This window comes from Kribbella sp. NBC_00382, assembly GCF_036067295.1.
Classification (GTDB): Bacteria; Actinomycetota; Actinomycetes; order Propionibacteriales; family Kribbellaceae; genus Kribbella.
In genome coordinates, this window is sequence record NZ_CP107954.1 from 1,006,137 (window position 1) to 1,023,416 (window position 17,280).

Genomic DNA, 17,280 nt, shown 5'->3' on the forward strand with positions numbered 1-17,280 from the left:
AATGGGCATACCGTTGGAGGGATGAGCAATACCGAGCGGACCCGCCCCCGTACCCTCGCCGAGGCACTGCGCGGCTGGGACGACCTTGCCCTCGGGCAGTTGCTCCGGCACCGGCCTGACCTGGCGACACCGATTCCGGCCGACACGGGCCAGCTGGCCGCCCGTGCCACCACCAACGCCTCCGCGGCTCGCGCGATCAACAGGCTCGACGAGTTCAGCGTCGACCTGCTGGAGGCGCTGTCCGCTCTCACCGAGCCGGTAGACGTCGAGGCACTGGCCAAGGGCGTCGACCAGCCCATCGAGGTGGTTCAGCCGCGGGTGACCGAGTTGCTGGCGCTCGCGCTGGTCTGGGGTACCGAGGACGACCTGCGTCCGATCAGGGCCGTGCACGAGCTCCTCGGGCCGACACCTGCCGGGCTCGGGCCGCTCACGACCCGGCACTTCGGCGATCTCGACCAGCTGATCGAGGACGCCGGCCCGGAAGCGCGTGAGGTGCTCGACAAGCTCACCTGGGGTCCGCCCACCGGTACGGTCGAGAAGGCCGAGCGCCCGGTGACGATCGCCTCTGCCCGCTCCCCGATCGAGCAGTTGCTCGCGCGCGGCCTCGTAGTACCGAAGGACGCGACTACTGTCGTGCTGCCCCGGCAGATCGGCCTGCACCTGCGTGGTGGCCGCGTGCTGGCCTCCACCCGACCCACGCCTCCCCCGCTCGACGGCAAGCCGGTATCGAACGCTATAGCCGACCGTGCCGCCGCCGGAGCCGCACTGGACCTCGTACGCCAGGTGGACCGCACGCTAGAGCAGCTAGGCACAGAGCCACCGCCCGTACTACGCACCGGCGGCATCGGCGTGCGCGAACTCCGTACCCTCGCCACCAAGATCGGTGCCGAAGAGCAGGCCGCCGGAGCCGTCCTCGAGATCGCGTACTCCGCTGGGCTGGTCGCAGCCGTCGAGGTCGGCAACAGCGAGATGTGGTTGCCCACTGGCGCGTACGACGACTGGCTGGAGCTCGACACCGCCCACCGCTGGGCAGTACTGGTCCACGCCTGGTTCACCGGGCTGCGGGCGATCGGACTCATCGGTCGACGGGACAGCGGCGGCGCGACTGCTGCTGCACGCGAGCGACTCGTGAACGCACTGGCACCCGACCTGGAGCGCCTGCTGGCTCCTGAGATCCGGCAGCTCACACTGCAGGCGCTGTCTCAGGCTGCGGAAGGTATTGCGCCGGCCATCGAGTCCGTCGTCACCTGGGTCGCTTGGCACCGGCCGCGGCGTGGTGGGCAGTTCCGCGATGACCTGGTCGAGTGGACCATCACCGAGGCGGCACTGCTCGGGCTGACCGGGCTCGGCACGCTTGCGTCGCACTCTGCCGTGCTGCTGAAGGATGAGCCGACTACTGATGAGCTGGCGGCTGCTATCCAGCCGCTGGTGCCGGAGCCGGTCTCTGAGGTGCTGCTGCAGGCTGATCTGACTGCTGTCGCGCCTGGGCCGCTCGTGCGCGAAGTACAGGACGAATTGGCTGCCATGGCTGACATGGAGTCGCATGGCGGCGGTGGGGTGTATCGCTTCAGCGAGAGCTCGATACGGCGGGCCTTCGACCTCGGGAAGACCAGTGATCAGCTGCACAAGTGGTTGGCGGAGCACTCGCGGACTCCTGTTCCGCAGCCGTTGACCTATTTGATCGATGACGTTGCACGGCGGCATGGCGTACTGCGGATCGGCGCGGCCTCGACGTACCTGCGGTGTGATGACGAGAACGTGCTGACTGGACTGCTGAGCGCCAACTTGCCGGGCATTCGCTTCCGGCGGCTTGCGCCGACTGTGGTGGTGTCGCCGTCGCCGCCTGACCTGGTGTTGGCTCGGCTGCGCGATGCGGGGCTTGCTCCGCTTGGTGAGACGTTTGATGGGGTTGTGCATGTGACCACGGCTGGGCATCGTCGGGGTGAGCCACCACGTCGGCGTACGAGCCGGGACTTTGCCGACAACACGATCGACCTTGGCGAGGACCAGATCAAGGCGGTCATCGAGAAGGTCCGCTCGGGTGATCGGGTCGCGGCCGAGCGTCCGGCGGAGCACACGTCGGGGGACACGACCGCTCCCGCCGAGACGATCAGCGTGCTCAGCGAGGCGGCCGAGGCGCATACGCGCACGTGGATCTCATACGTCGACCACAACGGGACGCCGGCTGAGCGCATCGTCGAGCCGGTGCGGGTCGCGGACGGCTGGCTCACGGCGTACGACGAAGACGCGGATCAGCCACGAACGTACGCGCTGCACCGGATCGCGACAGCCCGGCCGGTCGACAAGTAGCTAGGCCGGTCGAGGGTTAGGTCAGCCTCGGGCTCGGAGCATGCGGGTCAGTAGGTCGGTCCTCTCCAGCAGGTTGGCGCGGACTACCGGCTCGGCGTCCGCGGCGAGCACCTGGATCTTCTCGGCGAAGTCGGCGTCGACCCCGAAGAGTGGGATGAGGGTCCGGGTGTAGGTGGTCGCGGGCATCACGCCCCACTTGCTGAACTCGGGGACGAGCTTCAGGAACCTTGCAGTGAACGGCTTCAGCAGCTCGTCCTGACCCGGGCTCCAGAAGGCCGCCGTCACTTGGTGGACCGAGCCGATCGGAACATCCTGCTCGTTCACCAGCCGCTGCCAAACCGCCTCCTTCTCGGCGGCGTCGGGCACTGCGGCGCGGACGGTGAGCTCGCTGACCCAGGCTTCCGGATCTTGGTCTCTGGCTCGTAAAGCCTGCACCTCGGCGCTGGTGTCGGCCCCAAGCTGAGCCTTGCGAATCAGCGCTCGCCACTGCAGATCGAGGTCATCACCGGCCTCGCGCTGAAGCCACGCAACGCCGTCCAGATCGGCGACAGCCTTGGCGAACCCACGCAGCGCAACCTTGCGCACACGCCCACCATCAGCAAGCGCACGACAACTAGCAGCCACCTCAGCAGCCAGCTCGTCCCGGCTCAGCTCCGGACTCCAGAGCAACGCTGCGTCGACCGCCCGATTGAGATGCGGCTCGATCAGCGACTCAGAAGTCTCCACAGCCAGTACTCCGACCAAACACCGCACCACCTCGGCCGTAGTCGCCTCCCCCGTAATCAACATGTCCCAAGCAGTAGCAACCGCGACCGCCCGCGACAACGGAGTAGGCAACCCAGCAGCATCCCCAAAGAAGCTGTCCCGGGTCTTCGGGTCGGGCCGCGTCGACGCGAACGTCAGATCACCATCGTTGACCAGGTAGAAGTCAGCCCCGTCAGGCAACTCAATCCGAGTCCGCGGTCCAGTCACGTCGACATCGACGAGCGCCACGCGCTCCAGCGCGGCCACCCCGCGCTGGTAGGCGCCTACGGCTAGGACCTGTGGGCGGGGCTCGCCGTTGGGGCCTTCGGCAACCAATGTCCAGCCGGCCTCGTCGTGCTCCAGCGTGAGGCGGTCGGTGCCAGCCTCGTCTAGCCAGGCTGCGCTCCAGCGCTGTAGGTCGCGGTCTGTCTCGCCGGCTATGGCGGCGATCAGGTCTTCCAGGGTGGCGTTGGACCAGGCGTGCTTGGCGAAGTACTTGGTCAGGCCTCGGGAGAAGGGGTCCTCGCCGACGTACGTCATCAGCTGTTGGAGGACCGAGGCGCCTTTGGGGTAGGTGATGGCGTCGAAGGTGGCGGCGCCTTCGGCTACGTCGTGGACGGGCTGACGGATCGGGTGGGTGGTCGGACCCTGGTCGACCAGGTAGGCCTTGAGTTTCTCACCGGCCAGGTGGGCGGCCCACGCATCGGAGTACGAGGTGGCACTGACCGCGGCCCAGTTGCTCGCGAACTCGGCGAACGCCTCGTTGAGCCACAGATCGTCCCACCAGCGCATCGTGACGATGTTGCCGAACCACATGTGCGCCAGCTCATGCAGCAGGTACCGCGAGAAGAGGTCCCACTCCGCGCGCGTCGGCGTACTGCGGCGCAGGAACCAGTCCATCCAGGTGATGCAGCCGTAGTTCTCCATCGCACCGGCATACTCCGGAGCGAAGACTTGGTCGTACTTACGCTGCGGGAACGGCATCCCGAAGACCTTGGCGAAGAACTCGTGCCCCTGGGTAGTGAGGGTGAAGAGCTCGTCGGCGTCACGGTCCAGGATCGGCGCGAGCGACTGCCGCGCGAACAGCCCGAGGTCATGGCCGGCGCCTTCGCGACGCAACTCGTAGTACGGGCCGGCGTTGATCACCAGGTTGTACGTCGACAGTGGCGGGGTCGGCGGGAAGGTCCAGCGGCGCCCGCCGTCGACCGGCTCGATCTCAGGGTCGCCGGCGTTGCTCAGGACGAGCCAGTCGGCCGGCGCGGTGACCGTGAAGGCGTACGGGGCCTTGAGGTCGGGCTGGTCGAAACAGGCCCACACGTACCGGGTGAGGTCCGGCGCGAAGTCGGTCCAGAAGTAGACGCGGCCGTCCGCGGGGTCGACAGTCTTGCGGAGACCCTCGGCCGCGGCGCTGTCGGCAACCACGGTCACCACGTCGAGCAGGTTCTCCTCCGCGAGATCCGTCAGCAGGATCCGGCCGTCAGTGGCGGCCGGCAGCGCTACACCGTTGAGGGTGGCACTCTCGATCTCCGCGACGCAGTCGGCGAACGTCGACGCACCCGGCTCATGGCAGGTGAACGCGATGGTCGACCGGGTCACGACGCGGGTGCCGGTCGCCAGGTCGGTGAGGTCGACGGCGACGTCGTACCGCTCGATGGTCAGTAGCCGGGCGCGTTCCTCGGCTTCGGCGCGCGTGAGACTCAGAACGGCCATCTCCGCACCTTCCCACGAACCGGATTCGGACGACACCGATTTGCCCGGCCCTTGGATCGACTACCTTTCAGCCGTGCCGCAGAGCCCGATCAATATCCACAGCATCCATGCGGTGAGCAGCCCGGGCCTTCCCGCGCTGCGGGTCCACTACCCGTCCGTGCTCGACCTGTCACTCCGGTACGAAGGCAGCGGCCGGACAGTACTCGCCCCGATCCCGGCAGGCGCTGCCTGGGTGATGCTCGGTGCGGTGCGGTACGACCTGGTCAACTTCCACTTCCACACCTTCTCCGAGCACCGGCTGGACGGCCGGCAGTTCCCGTTGGAGCAGCACTTCGTGCACAGCGGGCCAAGCGGGGAGGCGCTCGTCGTCGGGCTGTTCCTCACGCCGGGAGGGAAGGGTGGGGCCATGCAGGACCAGGTGCTCGCCACGGTGCCGGACGAGGGTGGGCCGGACGTGTACATCCCACAGACCGCCCTGGCGACCGCGCTGCCGGATGACCTGTCGACCTTCCGGTACGAGGGGTCCCTGACCACCCCGCCGTACAGCGAGCCGGTGTCCTGGCTGATCCTCAAGAGTCACCGCTCCATCCATGCGGCGTCGCTGCACAACCTCCGGCTCCGCTTCCCGGCCGGCGACAGCCGGATGATGCAGCCACTGAACGGCCGGACGGTCTGCTACCGCGACCAGAGCACCTGATCGGGCCATTTGCCACCACGAGGCACAATGGAGGGTCGGGTGGGGTGTTCTGCCTGAAGCTGGTGACGGGAGAAGCTGTAGTGACTGACGGGCCGTTGATTGTTCAGTCCGACAAGACGTTGTTGCTGGAGACCGCCCATCCGGAGGCGACCGACTGCCGGAAGGCGATCGCTCCCTTCGCTGAGCTGGAGCGGGCGCCTGAGCACGTGCACACCTACCGGTTGACGCCGCTGGGCCTGTGGAACGCCCGGGCGGCCGGACACGACGCCGAGCAGGTGATCGACGTACTGCTGCGCTACAGCCGGTACCCGGTCCCCCACTCGCTCCTGGTCGACATCGCGGAGACGCTGGACCGGTACGGGCGGCTGAGGCTGGAGAAGCACCCGCAGCACGGGCTGGTCCTCGTCACGACCGACCGGCCGGTACTGGAGGAGGTGCTGCGCTCCGCCAAGATCAAGCCGATGATCGGCGAGCGGATCGACGACGACACCGTCGCGGTGCACCCGTCCGAACGCGGCCACCTGAAGCAGACGCTGCTGAAGATCGGCTGGCCGGCCGAGGACCTCGCCGGGTACGTCGACGGCGAGGCGCACAAGATTGACCTGGTCAAAGATGGGTGGGACCTCCGTCCGTACCAGCAGCAGGCGACCGACGCGTTCTGGCACGGCGGCTCCGGGGTGGTCGTACTGCCCTGTGGCGCCGGCAAGACGATCGTCGGCGCGGCCGCGATGGCGCAGGCGTCGGCAACCACGCTGATCCTGGTGACCAACACGGTCTCCGCACGGCAGTGGAAGGACGAGCTGCTCAAGCGGACCACCCTGACCGAGGACGAGATCGGCGAGTACTCCGGTGCGCGCAAAGAGGTCCGCCCGGTGACGATCGCGACGTACCAGGTGATGACGACCCGGCGGAAGGGCGTCTACACCCACCTGGAGCTGCTCGACGCCCGCGACTGGGGCCTGATCGTGTACGACGAGGTGCACCTGCTGCCGGCCCCGATCTTCCGGATGACGGCTGACCTGCAGACCCGCCGCCGCATCGGCCTGACCGCAACCCTGGTCCGCGAGGACGGCCGCGAAGGCGACGTCTTCTCCCTGATCGGCCCCAAGCGCTACGACGCTCCGTGGAAGGACATCGAGGCGCAGGGCTGGATCGCCCCCGCGGACTGCGTAGAAGTACGAGTGGACCTAGAGCAAACCGAGCGCTTCGTCTACGCCACCGCCGAACCCGAGGACCGCTACCGCCTAGCCGCCTCAACGCCAGCCAAGTCCCGCCTGGTCCGCCGCATAGCCGAACACCACAAGGGCGAGCCCATGCTGGTGATCGGCCAATACATCGACCAGCTGGACGAACTGGGCGAACGCCTTGAATGCCCTGTCATCAAAGGCGAAACCACGGTCAAGGAACGCCAACGCCTCTTCCAGGCATTCCGTACCGGAGAAATCGACCGCCTGGTAGTCAGCAAGGTAGCCAACTTCTCCATCGACCTCCCCGAAGCCTCGGTAGCAGTCCAGGTCTCCGGCACCTTCGGCTCCCGCCAGGAAGAAGCCCAACGCCTAGGCCGAGTCCTCCGCCCCAAGGGCGACGGTCGCACAGCCCGCTTCTACTCCATCGTCGCCCGAGACACGGTCGACGCCGAGTTCGCCGCCCACCGCCAACGCTTCCTGGCAGAACAGGGCTACGCCTACACAATCGTCGACGCCGAAAACCTCTTCGCCTGAGTTCCGCTTCCTACACAACGCGTTGACCGACCCGCCGCTGCCGGAGCTACCTCCCGCAGCGGCGGAGTTGTTGGTCGCCGAGAACGGCCCCACCAAGACTGGCTGACCACGACGTACCCAAGCCTGTACTTCGACCGCGATGCAGTCCTCTTCGGCGCTGCCACCCACGACAACTGGATAGCCCCAGAGGTCGAGTTGGAAGACCTACTCGTCAGCCTCGCCGACAAGGTGTGGAGGGCGAAGCGAGTCGTCGACCTGGAGCAGTTGCTGGTCGACGACTGATGGTGGTGACCGGCGGAGAGAGCTGGGAGGCGTTCCTGATCAAGGGACTCGCGGCGTCTGGGGAGGACTTTCGCCGGAGGCGGGGTGGATTTTGGGCTCGTACGGGGGTAAAAGCCTCCGCAAGTGCCCGCTGCTCTGGGACGGTGCCGCGATCAGGGGACGAGGTCGTCGCAGGGGATGAGTGGGCAGGGGACTCGTTTGAGGTAAGGGCCCGCGGAGCGGTTGCCGTGGGCTGCGTCGTGGGCGGGTTGCCAGTGATCGCGGCCTAGTACTACGGGGTGGGTGGCGCGGTCGGCCAGGGCTGCTCGGGCTAGGGCGGTGGGGCCTGTACCGGCTGCGGCGAGCACTCGGCGTAGTACCGGGGTGGTGATGTCTGGTTTGTTGGCCATGTGGAGCAGGGCCAGGTCGGCCTCTTGGGCTAGGGCCCAGGTGAGGCCGGCGCGGACGGAGGCGGAGAGGGTGACTTCTTGTACAACGAGGATCTGGGTGCAGCCGGCTTCGCGCATGATGTCGACTGAGCGGGTGACCGAGGAGGTGCCTGGGCGGGCTGCCAGGAGGATGCCTAGGAGGGTCATTCGCCGAGTCTGGTGTTGATGCCTACGAAGTGGGCTTTCATTGAGGCGGCGAAGTTGGTGGGGTTGCCGGATTTGAGGGTGGTGAGGAGGGAGCGGTGCCAGGAGGCTGCGTCGACGGGGGTGTAGCGGGGGCCGGGGAGGCGGGTGTCTACGTCGGCGAAGGTGCGCCAGAAGACGCTCAGGAGGTCGAGGATCAGGGCATTGCCCAAGGGTTTGTAGAGAGCTTCGTGGAAGGCCCAGTCCTCGGTGGGGAAGTACTCGCCTAGTGCCGCCTTGGACTCCATCGCGGAGACCAGTGCCTCCAAGTGCGAGACGCCGGTGGTGGAGAAGTGGGTGACGACTTCCGAGGCGAGGCCGACCTCTAGGGCCTGCCGTACCTCTAGGACGTTGCGTACGTCGCGGAGGTCGCCGGCCATCGACTGGGACATGCGGAAGGCCAGGCCGTCCTCCAGCGACTGCAGGGTCACCTGGCCGACGTACGTGCCGTGGCCGTGGCGGATCTCGATGATGCCGACCGCCTGCAGGGCCTTCATCGCCTCGCGGAGTGGGTGCCGGCCGACGCCGAGCTGCACCATCAGGTCCTGCTCGTTGGGCAGCGGGTCGCCCGCCTTGAGGCCGCGTTCGAGGATGAACGACTTCATCTGGTCGCGGATGAAGGACTGGTTCACGGACTCACCGTAACCCGGCCCGCTCCAGCAGCTCGCCGACCCGCGCGATCTCGTCCTCGTCCAGCGGGATCGACGGGTACGCCGTCAGCGGGCACGCGATCACCCCGAGCAAGAACAGCGCCGCCTTGAATGCACCGAGCGCTGCCGAGCTCAACCCCATCCGGCTCCGATCCGCCACCTCGACGATCTCGAACAACCGGAACAGCCGGTCCTGCTCCCGTCGCGCCGACCCAGCATCCCCAGCGGCGACGGCATCGAAGATCCGTACGTACCCAGCCGGATCCACATTGCCCAGCCCCGGTACGACGCCGTCGACCCCGAACGCAAGCGCCGAGTCGACCGTCAGCTCCGACCCAGTCATCACCACGAAATCCAGCCCAGCCCGATCCAGCACGAGCCGGCGCAGACTCGTCTCCTGCCCACTAGAGTCCTTCACCCCAGCGATTACCCCCTGCCGACCGAGCTCGATCAGCAACGCAGCCGGCAGTTTCGTCCCAGCGAGACGAGACGGGATGTCATACGCATAAAGCGGCGTGGACCCGGCAACGGACGCCAACCGAACGAAGTGCCGCGAGATCTCCGCCGGATGCGTCGCCGCATAAAAGGGGGCCGTGGCAACAATCCCGTCCACCCCGGCCTTCAGCGCCGCCGATACATGCTCACCCGCGCGCGCCGTCGACGTATCGATCGCTCCAGCCAGTACCGGTACCTGACCAGCGACCTCCGAGACGACCGTCTCCATCACAGTCTGCCTCTGCTCGTCGGTCAGGAACGTCCCCTCCCCCGACGTCCCGAGTACGAACACTCCCCGCACTCCGCCGTTCAACTGATGCGCGACCAGTGAGGCGAGCGACGCCGTATCGACGTCGTACGAGTCGTTGAGCGGAGTGACGAGCGGCGGCACGACGCCGGCGAGCTTCTGGGCGGAACTGTTCACTGAGATCCCCTGTCAGAGTGTGGACGGATCGAAGCTGGCAAACCGCAAAGTGGCGAAGGACGACGTCTCCCCCGCCTCGTAGAAGATCCCGGCCCGCCCGCCAGGCAGCGCGACGAGATCGGAATACCCGGACATCCCCGGATGAACGACCACCCCCGGCCGCCAGCTCACCCCCGAGTCGTCACTGATGAAGACGGTCAACTCCCGCCGCACGGACGGATCCACCGGCGTCGACATCAGCAGCCGATCGCCGACGCGCAGCACGCTCCCCTGGATCCCCGGCGCCGTGACCCCGGCAATCCCCTCGTACGGCGAATCAAGCGTCAGCCCGCCGTCCGACGACCACGCATGCACCCGCGCCGCCCCGGTCCCGCGATGGTTGCGCGCGTTGAAGTAAAGCCGCCCATCAGCAAGCTCCACCACAGCCGTCTCGTTCGCGTTGATCTCGCCGCCGTCGTTCCGATCGACGAACCCACACGACCACGACACCCCACCGTCATCACTAAAGATGCAATGCCCGCCATTGAGCCGCACGGCCTCAGCCGCCCCCAGCCCATCGAAGTCCGCCGGCACAAAGGAATGATTAGCCGGTACTACGATCCGCCCGCCGGCCAGCGCGATCCCATGACACGGCCCAGTCGCGTACCAACCCCAATCCGCGGCCTTCACCTCCGCCGTGATCTCGACCGGCTCGCTCCACGTCAAGCCATCATCACCACTGCGCTGCACGAACACCCGGCGCCCGTTCTCAGCATCGATGCCCCGGGCAACCGAGATCTCAATCGCGTCGGCCCCGTTCTGGCAGGTGACCAGCACAACGTCGCCACTCGCCGGGTCGACCACCGGCACCGGATTCCCACAGGTCTTCCCCGCAGCCGCCGAAACCACCTGCACCGGCGACCACGTCAGACCACCATCGAGCGACCGACGTAGGACGACCTCAATCTCACCCGCATCCGCCGACGAGTCCAGCCGCCCCTCACAAAACGCCAGCAACGCCTCCCCAGCAGCGATGACAGCCGGTATCCGGTACGTGTGATAGCGGCCGTCCACCGGGTCGAAGACGATTGAAGGATCGCCGACTCTTGAAGACATAGGACGTACTATGTCACTGTGAGGCCGCAGCCACAATCGCTCCCCTGAAGTGAGGCCTCATGCAGCTCAGCAGACGTACGTTCCTCGGTGGCGGCCTGGCCGCAGCGGCGGTCGCGGTCACCGGCACCCCGCTGATCAGCGGCTGCGCGGCCGACAAGAAGAACCAGGCGGCCGCCAATCTCGCGGTCAAACTGCCCACCTACAGCAGGTTCACCGGCGTCAAGCCCGACCTGCCCGGCACCGACCTGGTGCTCGACGGCTTCCTCAAGTACCCGGCCGACCCGCTCAAGGCGATCGCCGACAAACCGGGTGACGGCAAGCCGATCACCTTTCTGACCAACATCCCCGGCGCGATCCCGCCGGCGCTGGACAAGAACCAGTTCTGGCAGGCGCTCAACGAGCGGCTCGGCTCGGAGCTGCAGATCAGCATGGCGTCCAACGACGAGTACAAGGACAAGTTCGCCACCCGGATCGCCGGTGGCGACCTGCCCGACATCCTCAACATCCCGGTCGACACCGTGCAGATCCCCGGCCTGGTGAAGGCCAAGTGCATGGACCTGACCGAGCAACTGTCCGGCGACGCCGTGAAGAAGTACCCGTTCCTGGCGAACATCCCCACGGAGTACTGGAAGGGCTGCGTCTTCAACGGTGGCATCTACGGCGTACCGGTACCGCGCGGGATGTCGCGCACCTCGCTGCCGCTGTACCGGGCGGACCTGCTCGCAGCCAAGGGCATCAAGGATCCGGCGCCGAAGAACTTCCAGGAGTTCTTCGACCTGGCCAAGGAGCTGACCGCGGCCAAGCAGAACAAGTGGGCCTGGACCCGGGTGCCGTTGTCGACGATCCGGCAGATGCTCGGCGTGCCGAACGTCTGGCAAGAGGACGGCGGCAAGTTCACGTCAATGTACGAGCACGAGGCCCAAGCGGAGGCGCTGGAGGCCGGTCGCAAGATGGTCGCCGCCGGAGTGGTCAACCCGGACGCGTTCAACGACAAGGCGACCGCGCGCAAGCAGTGGTTCAACGGCGGGGTCGCCGCGTTCGACTACGACAGCTTCGTCGCCTGGAACCAGTACTACGCCGACAACACGGCCGGCGACGCGTTCTCGGTGAACATGCTCGACGTCCCCGGCTTCGACGGCGGCGAAGGCGCGCCCTGGATGGGATCGGCGCTCAACAACGTCACCGCCTTCAGCAAGAACAGCAAGCACTCCGTCGATACGTTGCTGAAGGTCGCGAACTGGATGGCCGCGCCGTTCGGCACCGAGGAGTACCTGTTCCGCAAGTACGGCGTCGAGGGTCGCCACTACGCGTTGGTCGGCACCGACCCGGTACCGACCAAGATCGGCGTCGTGGAGACCGGGATCGGCCTGCAGTACATCAGCGACTCCGCGTTGGCTCTCTACTGGTCGGGCAAACCGGACGTACCGCAGAAGCAGCACGCGATCCAGGAGAAGGTCGCGCCGAAGCTCACCTTCGACGCGTCGTACGGGCTCTACTCCGACACCCAGTCGAAGAAGCAGACGCAGCTCGCGAAGACGCTGACCGATCTCGAGAACCAGATCGTGCAGGGCAGCAAGCCGGTGTCGGACTGGACCGCCGCCGTCAGCACCTGGAAGTCCTCGGGCGGCGACGCGATGCGGTCCGAGCTCGAGCAGGCCTTCAGCGACGCGGCTGGCCGGTAGATGCTGAAGGCAACAAAACCCGCAGCTCAGCAGCTGTCACTCGGTAGACGGCTGCTCCGTGACCGAGTGCTGTTGCTGTTCGCCTTGCCCGGTACGGCGTTGATCGTTGCCTTCCACTACGTTCCATTGCTCGGCAACGTGATCGCTTTCAAGGACTACCAGCCGTTCCTCGGCATCGGCGGCAGTGACTGGGCCGGCTGGCAGAACTTCTCGGTCATCTTCACCGGCGACCCAGCGTTCCTCCAGGCCCTGAAGAACACCCTGATCCTGACCAGCCTGCAATCGGTCTTCGTGTTCCCGGCGCCCATCATGCTCGCTCTGCTGCTGAACTCCTTGTTCTCCGAGCGGATCAAGCGGATCGCGCAGAGCATCCTGTACTTGCCGCACTTCATGTCCTGGGTGATCGTCGTCGCCCTGTTCCAGCAGATGCTGGGCGGCAGCGGCCTGCTCAACAACTACCTGCGGTCCCACGACCTGGCGACGCTCGACATCATCGGCAACTCCGAACTCTTCCAGGTCCTGCTGACCTCACAAATCATCTGGAAGGACACCGGCTGGGCGACGATTCTCTTCCTGGCGGCGCTCTCCCAGATCGACTCGCAGCTCTACGAGGCAGCGAGCGTGGACGGCGCGAGCCGGCTGAAGCAGCTCTGGCACGTCACCATGCCCGGGCTGCGCGGGATCATCATCTTGCTCTTCATCCTGCGGCTGGGCGACTCACTGACGGTCGGCTTCGAGCAGATCATCCTGCAGCAGGCCGCGGTGGGGCGCGACGTCAGCGAAGTACTGGACACCTACGTCTACAACAACGGCGTGATCGGCGGCGCCTGGGGCGTGGCCGCGGCGGTCGGGCTGGTGAAGGGCCTCGTCGGCGTCGTCCTCGTCCTCGCGGCCAACAAGGTCGCCCACATCTTCGGCGAGCAAGGGGTGTACAGCAGATGAGCCGGCGGATCGTCAACGGTGTGGAGCTGCCGTCCTGGCCGATGCGGGGCTTCAAGGGGCTGGTGCTGCTGGTCTTCTGCGCGGCGGTGATCGTGCCGTTCGTGGCGGTGATCTCGACCAGCATCGCGCCGAACAAGCAGGTCACCGAGTCCGGCGGGCTGGTGCTGTTCCCGCATTCGGTGGACTTCGGGGCGTACCGGTCGCTGTTCGCGGGTGGCGTGGTCACGCAGGCGCTGTTCGTGAGCGTCTTCGTCACAGTGATCGGTACGGCGCTCAGCCTCACGGTCTCCGCCCTGCTGGCGTACTCGCTGGCCCGGCCGGGCTTCACCGCCGGACGGCCGATCCTGCTCGTCGTGCTGTTCAGCATGCTCTTCTCGCCCGGCATCATCCCGACGTACCTGGTGGTGAAGGGGGCCGGGCTGCTGGACAGCCTCTGGGCGCTGATCGTGCCGACGATGGTGAGCGCGTTCAACGTGGTCGTGCTGCGCGCGTTCTTCGCGAACCTGCCGGGCGAGCTCACCGAGAGCGCCCGGATCGACGGCGCAGGCGAGCTGAAGACGTTCGGGTACATCGTGCTGCCGCTGTCGAAGGCGGTGCTCTCGGTGATCGGCCTGTTCTACGCGGTGAGCTACTGGAACGCGTTCTTCTCCGCCCTGCTGTATCTGAACGACAGCAAGCTGTGGCCCCTGCAACTGGTCTTGAGGACGTACGTCATCAACGACGCCCAACTGGGCAGCGCCGAGCTGGGCACCGAGCGGCTGCCACCCCAGGCCTCGATCCAGATGGCCATCCTGGTGGTCTCGATCGTGCCGATCCTGGTCGTCTACCCGTTCCTCCAGCGGCACTTCGCCAAGGGCGTGCTGACCGGCGCCGTGAAGGGCTGACCGGAAAAGGAATGGACCGGTTGTCTGCCGGGTTGCGTAATAGAAGGCAGACAACGGCGGATTGGGGGTGACGGGACGGTCACGAAGAGTGTCTCGGGGGTTGCCCAGGGCAACATCAGGGTTCAGCCTGGGCCATTCCGGAGGCTTTGACCGGTACCGTCGAGGGGTATGGGGATACACGCACTGGAGCAGGTGGAACTGGCTGGTGAGCGGGGGCGCGCCCCATCGGGGGCAGCGCCGGTCGTGTGGCGGGTGGTGCGGGAAGCAGTCCTGCTGGCCACCATGTTCGGGATCTACACGGCCGGCCGGCAGTTCGCCGGCAAGCACACCGGCTCGGCCCGCGGCCACGCTCGTGAAGTGCTGGCGTGGCAGAACTGGCTGCATCTGCCCAATGAGGCAACGTTGCAGCACGCGGCCCTGCAGGTCCCTCATCTGGTCGAGGGAGCAAACCTGTACTACGCCTCAGTTCACGCGCCACTCACCGGCGCGGTGCTGATCTGGCTGAGCATCTGGCGCCCCAAGGCCTACTCCAACGTGCGCTGGACGATCGTCGCGCTGACCGGGCTGGCCCTGGTCGGCCACATCCTGTTCCCGCTCGCACCGCCGCGGATGATGCCGGGCTTCGTCGACACCGGCCTGCTGTACGGCCAGTCGGTGTACGGCCCCGACGCCTCCGGCGGGGTGGCGAACCAGTTCGCCGCGATGCCGAGCCTGCACGTCGGCTGGGCGGCCCTGATCGCGCTGTCGATGATCCTGATCACCCGGAGCAAGTGGCGCTGGCTGTGGCTGCTGCACCCGATCATCACCTTCGCCGTGGTGGTCATGACAGCGAACCACTACTGGCTCGACGGCATCGTCGCGCTGATCCTGCTGGGCGTCACCCTCCCGCTGCTGCTCCGGCCCGGCTTGCACGCCGACAAGCCGCTGACGGTTAAATCAGATGCTGGGGAGCTCGCTCTCAAGTAACGTGACGGGGCTTCCCTGCCCTCGACCGCACTTGCGGAGGTCCTGTCATGCCCCCTGACGACCCGATCCTCCACGCCGAGAAGACCTATCTCAGTACGTCGCGCGCCGCGCTCGCGGTGATGCGCGAGAAGACCGGATCGCTGGAGATCGCCAGCGCTGACCCGGTCAACACCGAGTTCCTGAAGGCCGCGATCTGGCGGCGGATGAAGGAGCTCGAGGACGACCCCGACGTACCGCTGTTCTTCGGCCGCCTCGACTACCTCGAGCCGCTCGAGGAGACCTTCCACATCGGCCGCCGGCACGTCAACGACGAGGCCGGCGAACCGCTGGTGGTGGACTGGCGGGCCGACATCTCGGTGCCGTTCTACCGGGCCAGCAAGACCGAGCCGATGGGCGTCGGGATCCGCCGCCGGTTCGGTTTCACGCACGGCGAGATGACCGCCTTCGAAGACGAGGACCTGACCAGCTCGGCCGCTCCTGAGCAACACAGCAACATCCTGGACGCGGAAATCGAGCGGCCCCGCTCCGGCCCGATGCGCGACATCGTCGCCACCATCCAGCCCGAGCAGGACGTCATCGTCCGAGCCGGCGTCGAGGAGACCATCTGCGTGCAGGGGGCGCCTGGTACCGGTAAAACGGCGGTGGGGCTGCACCGGGCGGCGTACCTGCTCTATGCGTACCGCGACCAGCTCAGCCGGTCCGGGGTGCTGGTGGTCGGCCCGAACGCGAGCTTCCTGCGGTACATCGGCGACGTACTCCCGGCGCTGGGCGAGATCGAGGCGAAGCAGACCACGGTCGAGGAGATGGTCGCCCGGGTGAAGGTCGCCGGGCCCGGTCCGGCAGCGCTGGACGTGCTCAAGGGGGACGCGCGGCTGGCCGAAGTACTGCATCGGGCGGTCTGGTCCCAGGTCCAGCTGCCCAAGGAACCCCTAGTAGTCCCTAGGGGATCCCACCGATGGCGTGTAGCGGCGTACCAGGCTGAGGAGCTCGTCAACGAGCTGCGCACCCGCGGTATCCGGTACGGCGCCGGCCGGGCCATGCTGCCGCAGCGGCTCGCACATGCCGTCCTCCTGCGGATGGAAGCGGCCGGGGACTCCCCCGACGACCGCGTGCAGGACTCCGTGGCCCGCAGCCGCCCAGTGAAGCAGTACGCCGATGCGCTCTGGCCAGCGATCGACCCGGCCAAGCTGCTGTTCCAGCTGTTCACCGACGCGGAGCTACTCGCCGAGCACGCGGCAGGCGTCCTCACTGAGGAGGAGCAAGCGCTACTGCTCTGGGAGAAGCCGCCCCGGTCCGCCGGAGCCGCCAAGTGGTCCGTCGCCGATGCCACCCTTATCGACGAGATCGCTGACTTGGTCGACCGGACGCCCAGCCTGGGACACGTAGTGCTGGACGAGGCGCAGGACCTGTCGGCGATGCAGCTCCGAGCGGTGGGGCGCCGGTGCTCTACCGGCTCGATGACGGTGCTCGGCGACATCGCCCAGGGCACGACACCGTGGGCCACACCCTCCTGGGACGAGGCACTCGGGCACCTGGGCAAGAGCGGCGCCCACACCGAGGAGCTGACGGCTGGCTTCCGGGTACCGGGCCAGGTGATCGAGTACGCCGCCCGCCTCCTCCCGCAGATCGCCCCTCACCTCACCCCGCCTATCGCAGTACGACGGTCCCGCGGTGAGCTGGACATCACGCGCGTACCCGACAGCATGGCCGCCGCCGTCGACACGGTCAGTCGCGTGATGGACCGGCCGGGCTCGATCGGGCTGATCGTGCCCGACGCGCTGGTCCCGGCGGCCCGGAAGACTCTGGAGGGCAAGGGGCTGAGTTACGCAGTACTGGGCGACGCGGACGACGTCGAGGCGCACGTGGACGTCGTACCGGCCGGGCTGGCCAAGGGCCTCGAGTTCGACCACGTGGTGCTGGTCGAGCCGGCTGGGATCGTCGCCGGCGAGGCTGACGAGCGGACCGGGTTGCGCCGGCTCTACGTCTGCCTGACGCGTGCGGTCACCTCACTCGCGGTGCTGCACAGCGAGGACCTCCCCGAGGTCTTGCAGGGCTGATCGTAGGCTG

The 17,280-nt window shown here is 67.1% G+C and carries 13 protein-coding genes; 8 read left to right on the forward strand and 5 right to left on the reverse strand.

The window, feature by feature from the left end:
• The first annotated feature begins 21 nt into the window (after positions 1-21).
• On the forward strand, positions 22-2,310 hold the full coding sequence (locus OHA70_RS04965; RefSeq protein ID WP_328329018.1) for a helicase C-terminal domain-containing protein: 2,289 nt from the start codon (positions 22-24) through the stop codon (positions 2,308-2,310).
• A gap of 21 nt (positions 2,311-2,331) precedes the next feature.
• Here the strand turns inward: OHA70_RS04965 and pepN are convergent, their stop codons facing one another.
• Complete coding sequence (gene pepN, locus OHA70_RS04970) at positions 2,332-4,764, reverse strand: aminopeptidase N (protein WP_328329020.1); 2,433 nt, start codon at positions 4,762-4,764, stop codon at positions 2,332-2,334.
• 73 nt (positions 4,765-4,837) lie between these two features.
• Here pepN and OHA70_RS04975 point away from each other — a divergent pair, with 73 nt between their 5' ends.
• Positions 4,838-5,461, forward strand: coding sequence for a carbonic anhydrase family protein (locus tag OHA70_RS04975; RefSeq protein WP_328329022.1), 624 nt, complete (start codon positions 4,838-4,840; stop codon positions 5,459-5,461).
• Positions 5,462-5,541: 80 nt separating this feature from the next.
• Positions 5,542-7,182, forward strand: coding sequence for a DNA repair helicase XPB (locus OHA70_RS04980; protein ID WP_328329024.1), 1,641 nt, complete (start codon positions 5,542-5,544; stop codon positions 7,180-7,182).
• 434 nt (positions 7,183-7,616) lie between these two features.
• Here the strand turns inward: OHA70_RS04980 and OHA70_RS04985 are convergent, their stop codons facing one another.
• From OHA70_RS04985 to OHA70_RS05000, 4 genes are read right to left on the reverse strand one after another with little or no spacing between them, the layout of a single operon-like run.
• Positions 7,617-8,039, reverse strand: coding sequence for a hypothetical protein (locus OHA70_RS04985; protein WP_328329026.1), 423 nt, complete (start codon positions 8,037-8,039; stop codon positions 7,617-7,619).
• Positions 8,036-8,707 carry a FadR/GntR family transcriptional regulator gene (locus OHA70_RS04990; protein WP_328329028.1) on the reverse strand — a complete coding sequence of 224 codons (672 nt, stop codon included), beginning with the start codon at positions 8,705-8,707 and terminating at the stop codon, positions 8,036-8,038. Before OHA70_RS04990 ends, OHA70_RS04985 begins: the two co-directional genes overlap by 4 nt.
• A gap of 4 nt (positions 8,708-8,711) precedes the next feature.
• Positions 8,712-9,644: a dihydrodipicolinate synthase family protein gene (locus OHA70_RS04995; RefSeq protein WP_328329030.1), complete on the reverse strand. Its 933-nt coding sequence runs from the start codon at positions 9,642-9,644 to the stop codon at positions 8,712-8,714.
• A 12-nt stretch (positions 9,645-9,656) separates the two neighbouring features.
• Positions 9,657-10,739: a sialidase family protein gene (locus OHA70_RS05000; protein ID WP_328329032.1), complete on the reverse strand. Its 1,083-nt coding sequence runs from the start codon at positions 10,737-10,739 to the stop codon at positions 9,657-9,659.
• A 59-nt stretch (positions 10,740-10,798) separates the two neighbouring features.
• Between OHA70_RS05000 and OHA70_RS05005 the strand changes: the two genes are divergently transcribed.
• The 5 genes from OHA70_RS05005 (at position 10,799) to OHA70_RS05025 (ending at position 17,270) form a co-directional block, all read left to right on the forward strand.
• On the forward strand, positions 10,799-12,421 hold the full coding sequence (locus tag OHA70_RS05005) for an extracellular solute-binding protein (RefSeq protein WP_328329034.1): 1,623 nt from the start codon (positions 10,799-10,801) through the stop codon (positions 12,419-12,421).
• Positions 12,422-13,363 (forward strand): ABC transporter permease subunit, encoded by a 942-nt coding sequence (locus OHA70_RS05010; protein ID WP_328329036.1) that lies wholly within the window; start codon positions 12,422-12,424, stop codon positions 13,361-13,363.
• Positions 13,360-14,247: a carbohydrate ABC transporter permease gene (locus OHA70_RS05015; protein WP_328329038.1), complete on the forward strand. Its 888-nt coding sequence runs from the start codon at positions 13,360-13,362 to the stop codon at positions 14,245-14,247. Before OHA70_RS05010 ends, OHA70_RS05015 begins: the two co-directional genes overlap by 4 nt.
• A gap of 168 nt (positions 14,248-14,415) precedes the next feature.
• Positions 14,416-15,213, forward strand: coding sequence for a phosphatase PAP2 family protein (locus tag OHA70_RS05020; RefSeq protein ID WP_328329040.1), 798 nt, complete (start codon positions 14,416-14,418; stop codon positions 15,211-15,213).
• Between the two features lie 47 nt (positions 15,214-15,260).
• A complete protein-coding gene (locus tag OHA70_RS05025) occupies positions 15,261-17,270 on the forward strand; it encodes a HelD family protein (RefSeq protein WP_328329042.1) in 2,010 nt (669 codons plus the stop codon).
• Positions 17,271-17,280 lie beyond the last annotated feature (10 nt).

Bases quoted from the DNA above. Each gene is read 5' to 3' on its own strand.
- OHA70_RS04965 (WP_328329018.1), top strand. From the start codon at position 22: ATGAGCAATACCGAGCGGACCCGCCCCCGTACCCTCGCCGAGGCACTG.
- pepN (WP_328329020.1), bottom strand. From the start codon at position 4,764: ATGGCCGTTCTGAGTCTCACGCGCGCCGAAGCCGAGGAACGCGCCCGG.
- OHA70_RS04985 (WP_328329026.1), bottom strand. From the start codon at position 8,039: ATGACCCTCCTAGGCATCCTCCTGGCAGCCCGCCCAGGCACCTCCTCG.
- OHA70_RS05000 (WP_328329032.1), bottom strand. From the start codon at position 10,739: ATGTCTTCAAGAGTCGGCGATCCTTCAATCGTCTTCGACCCGGTGGAC.
- OHA70_RS05005 (WP_328329034.1), top strand. From the start codon at position 10,799: ATGCAGCTCAGCAGACGTACGTTCCTCGGTGGCGGCCTGGCCGCAGCG.
- OHA70_RS05010 (WP_328329036.1), top strand. From the start codon at position 12,422: ATGCTGAAGGCAACAAAACCCGCAGCTCAGCAGCTGTCACTCGGTAGA.
- OHA70_RS05015 (WP_328329038.1), top strand. From the start codon at position 13,360: ATGAGCCGGCGGATCGTCAACGGTGTGGAGCTGCCGTCCTGGCCGATG.
- OHA70_RS05020 (WP_328329040.1), top strand. From the start codon at position 14,416: ATGGGGATACACGCACTGGAGCAGGTGGAACTGGCTGGTGAGCGGGGG.
- OHA70_RS05025 (WP_328329042.1), top strand. From the start codon at position 15,261: ATGCCCCCTGACGACCCGATCCTCCACGCCGAGAAGACCTATCTCAGT.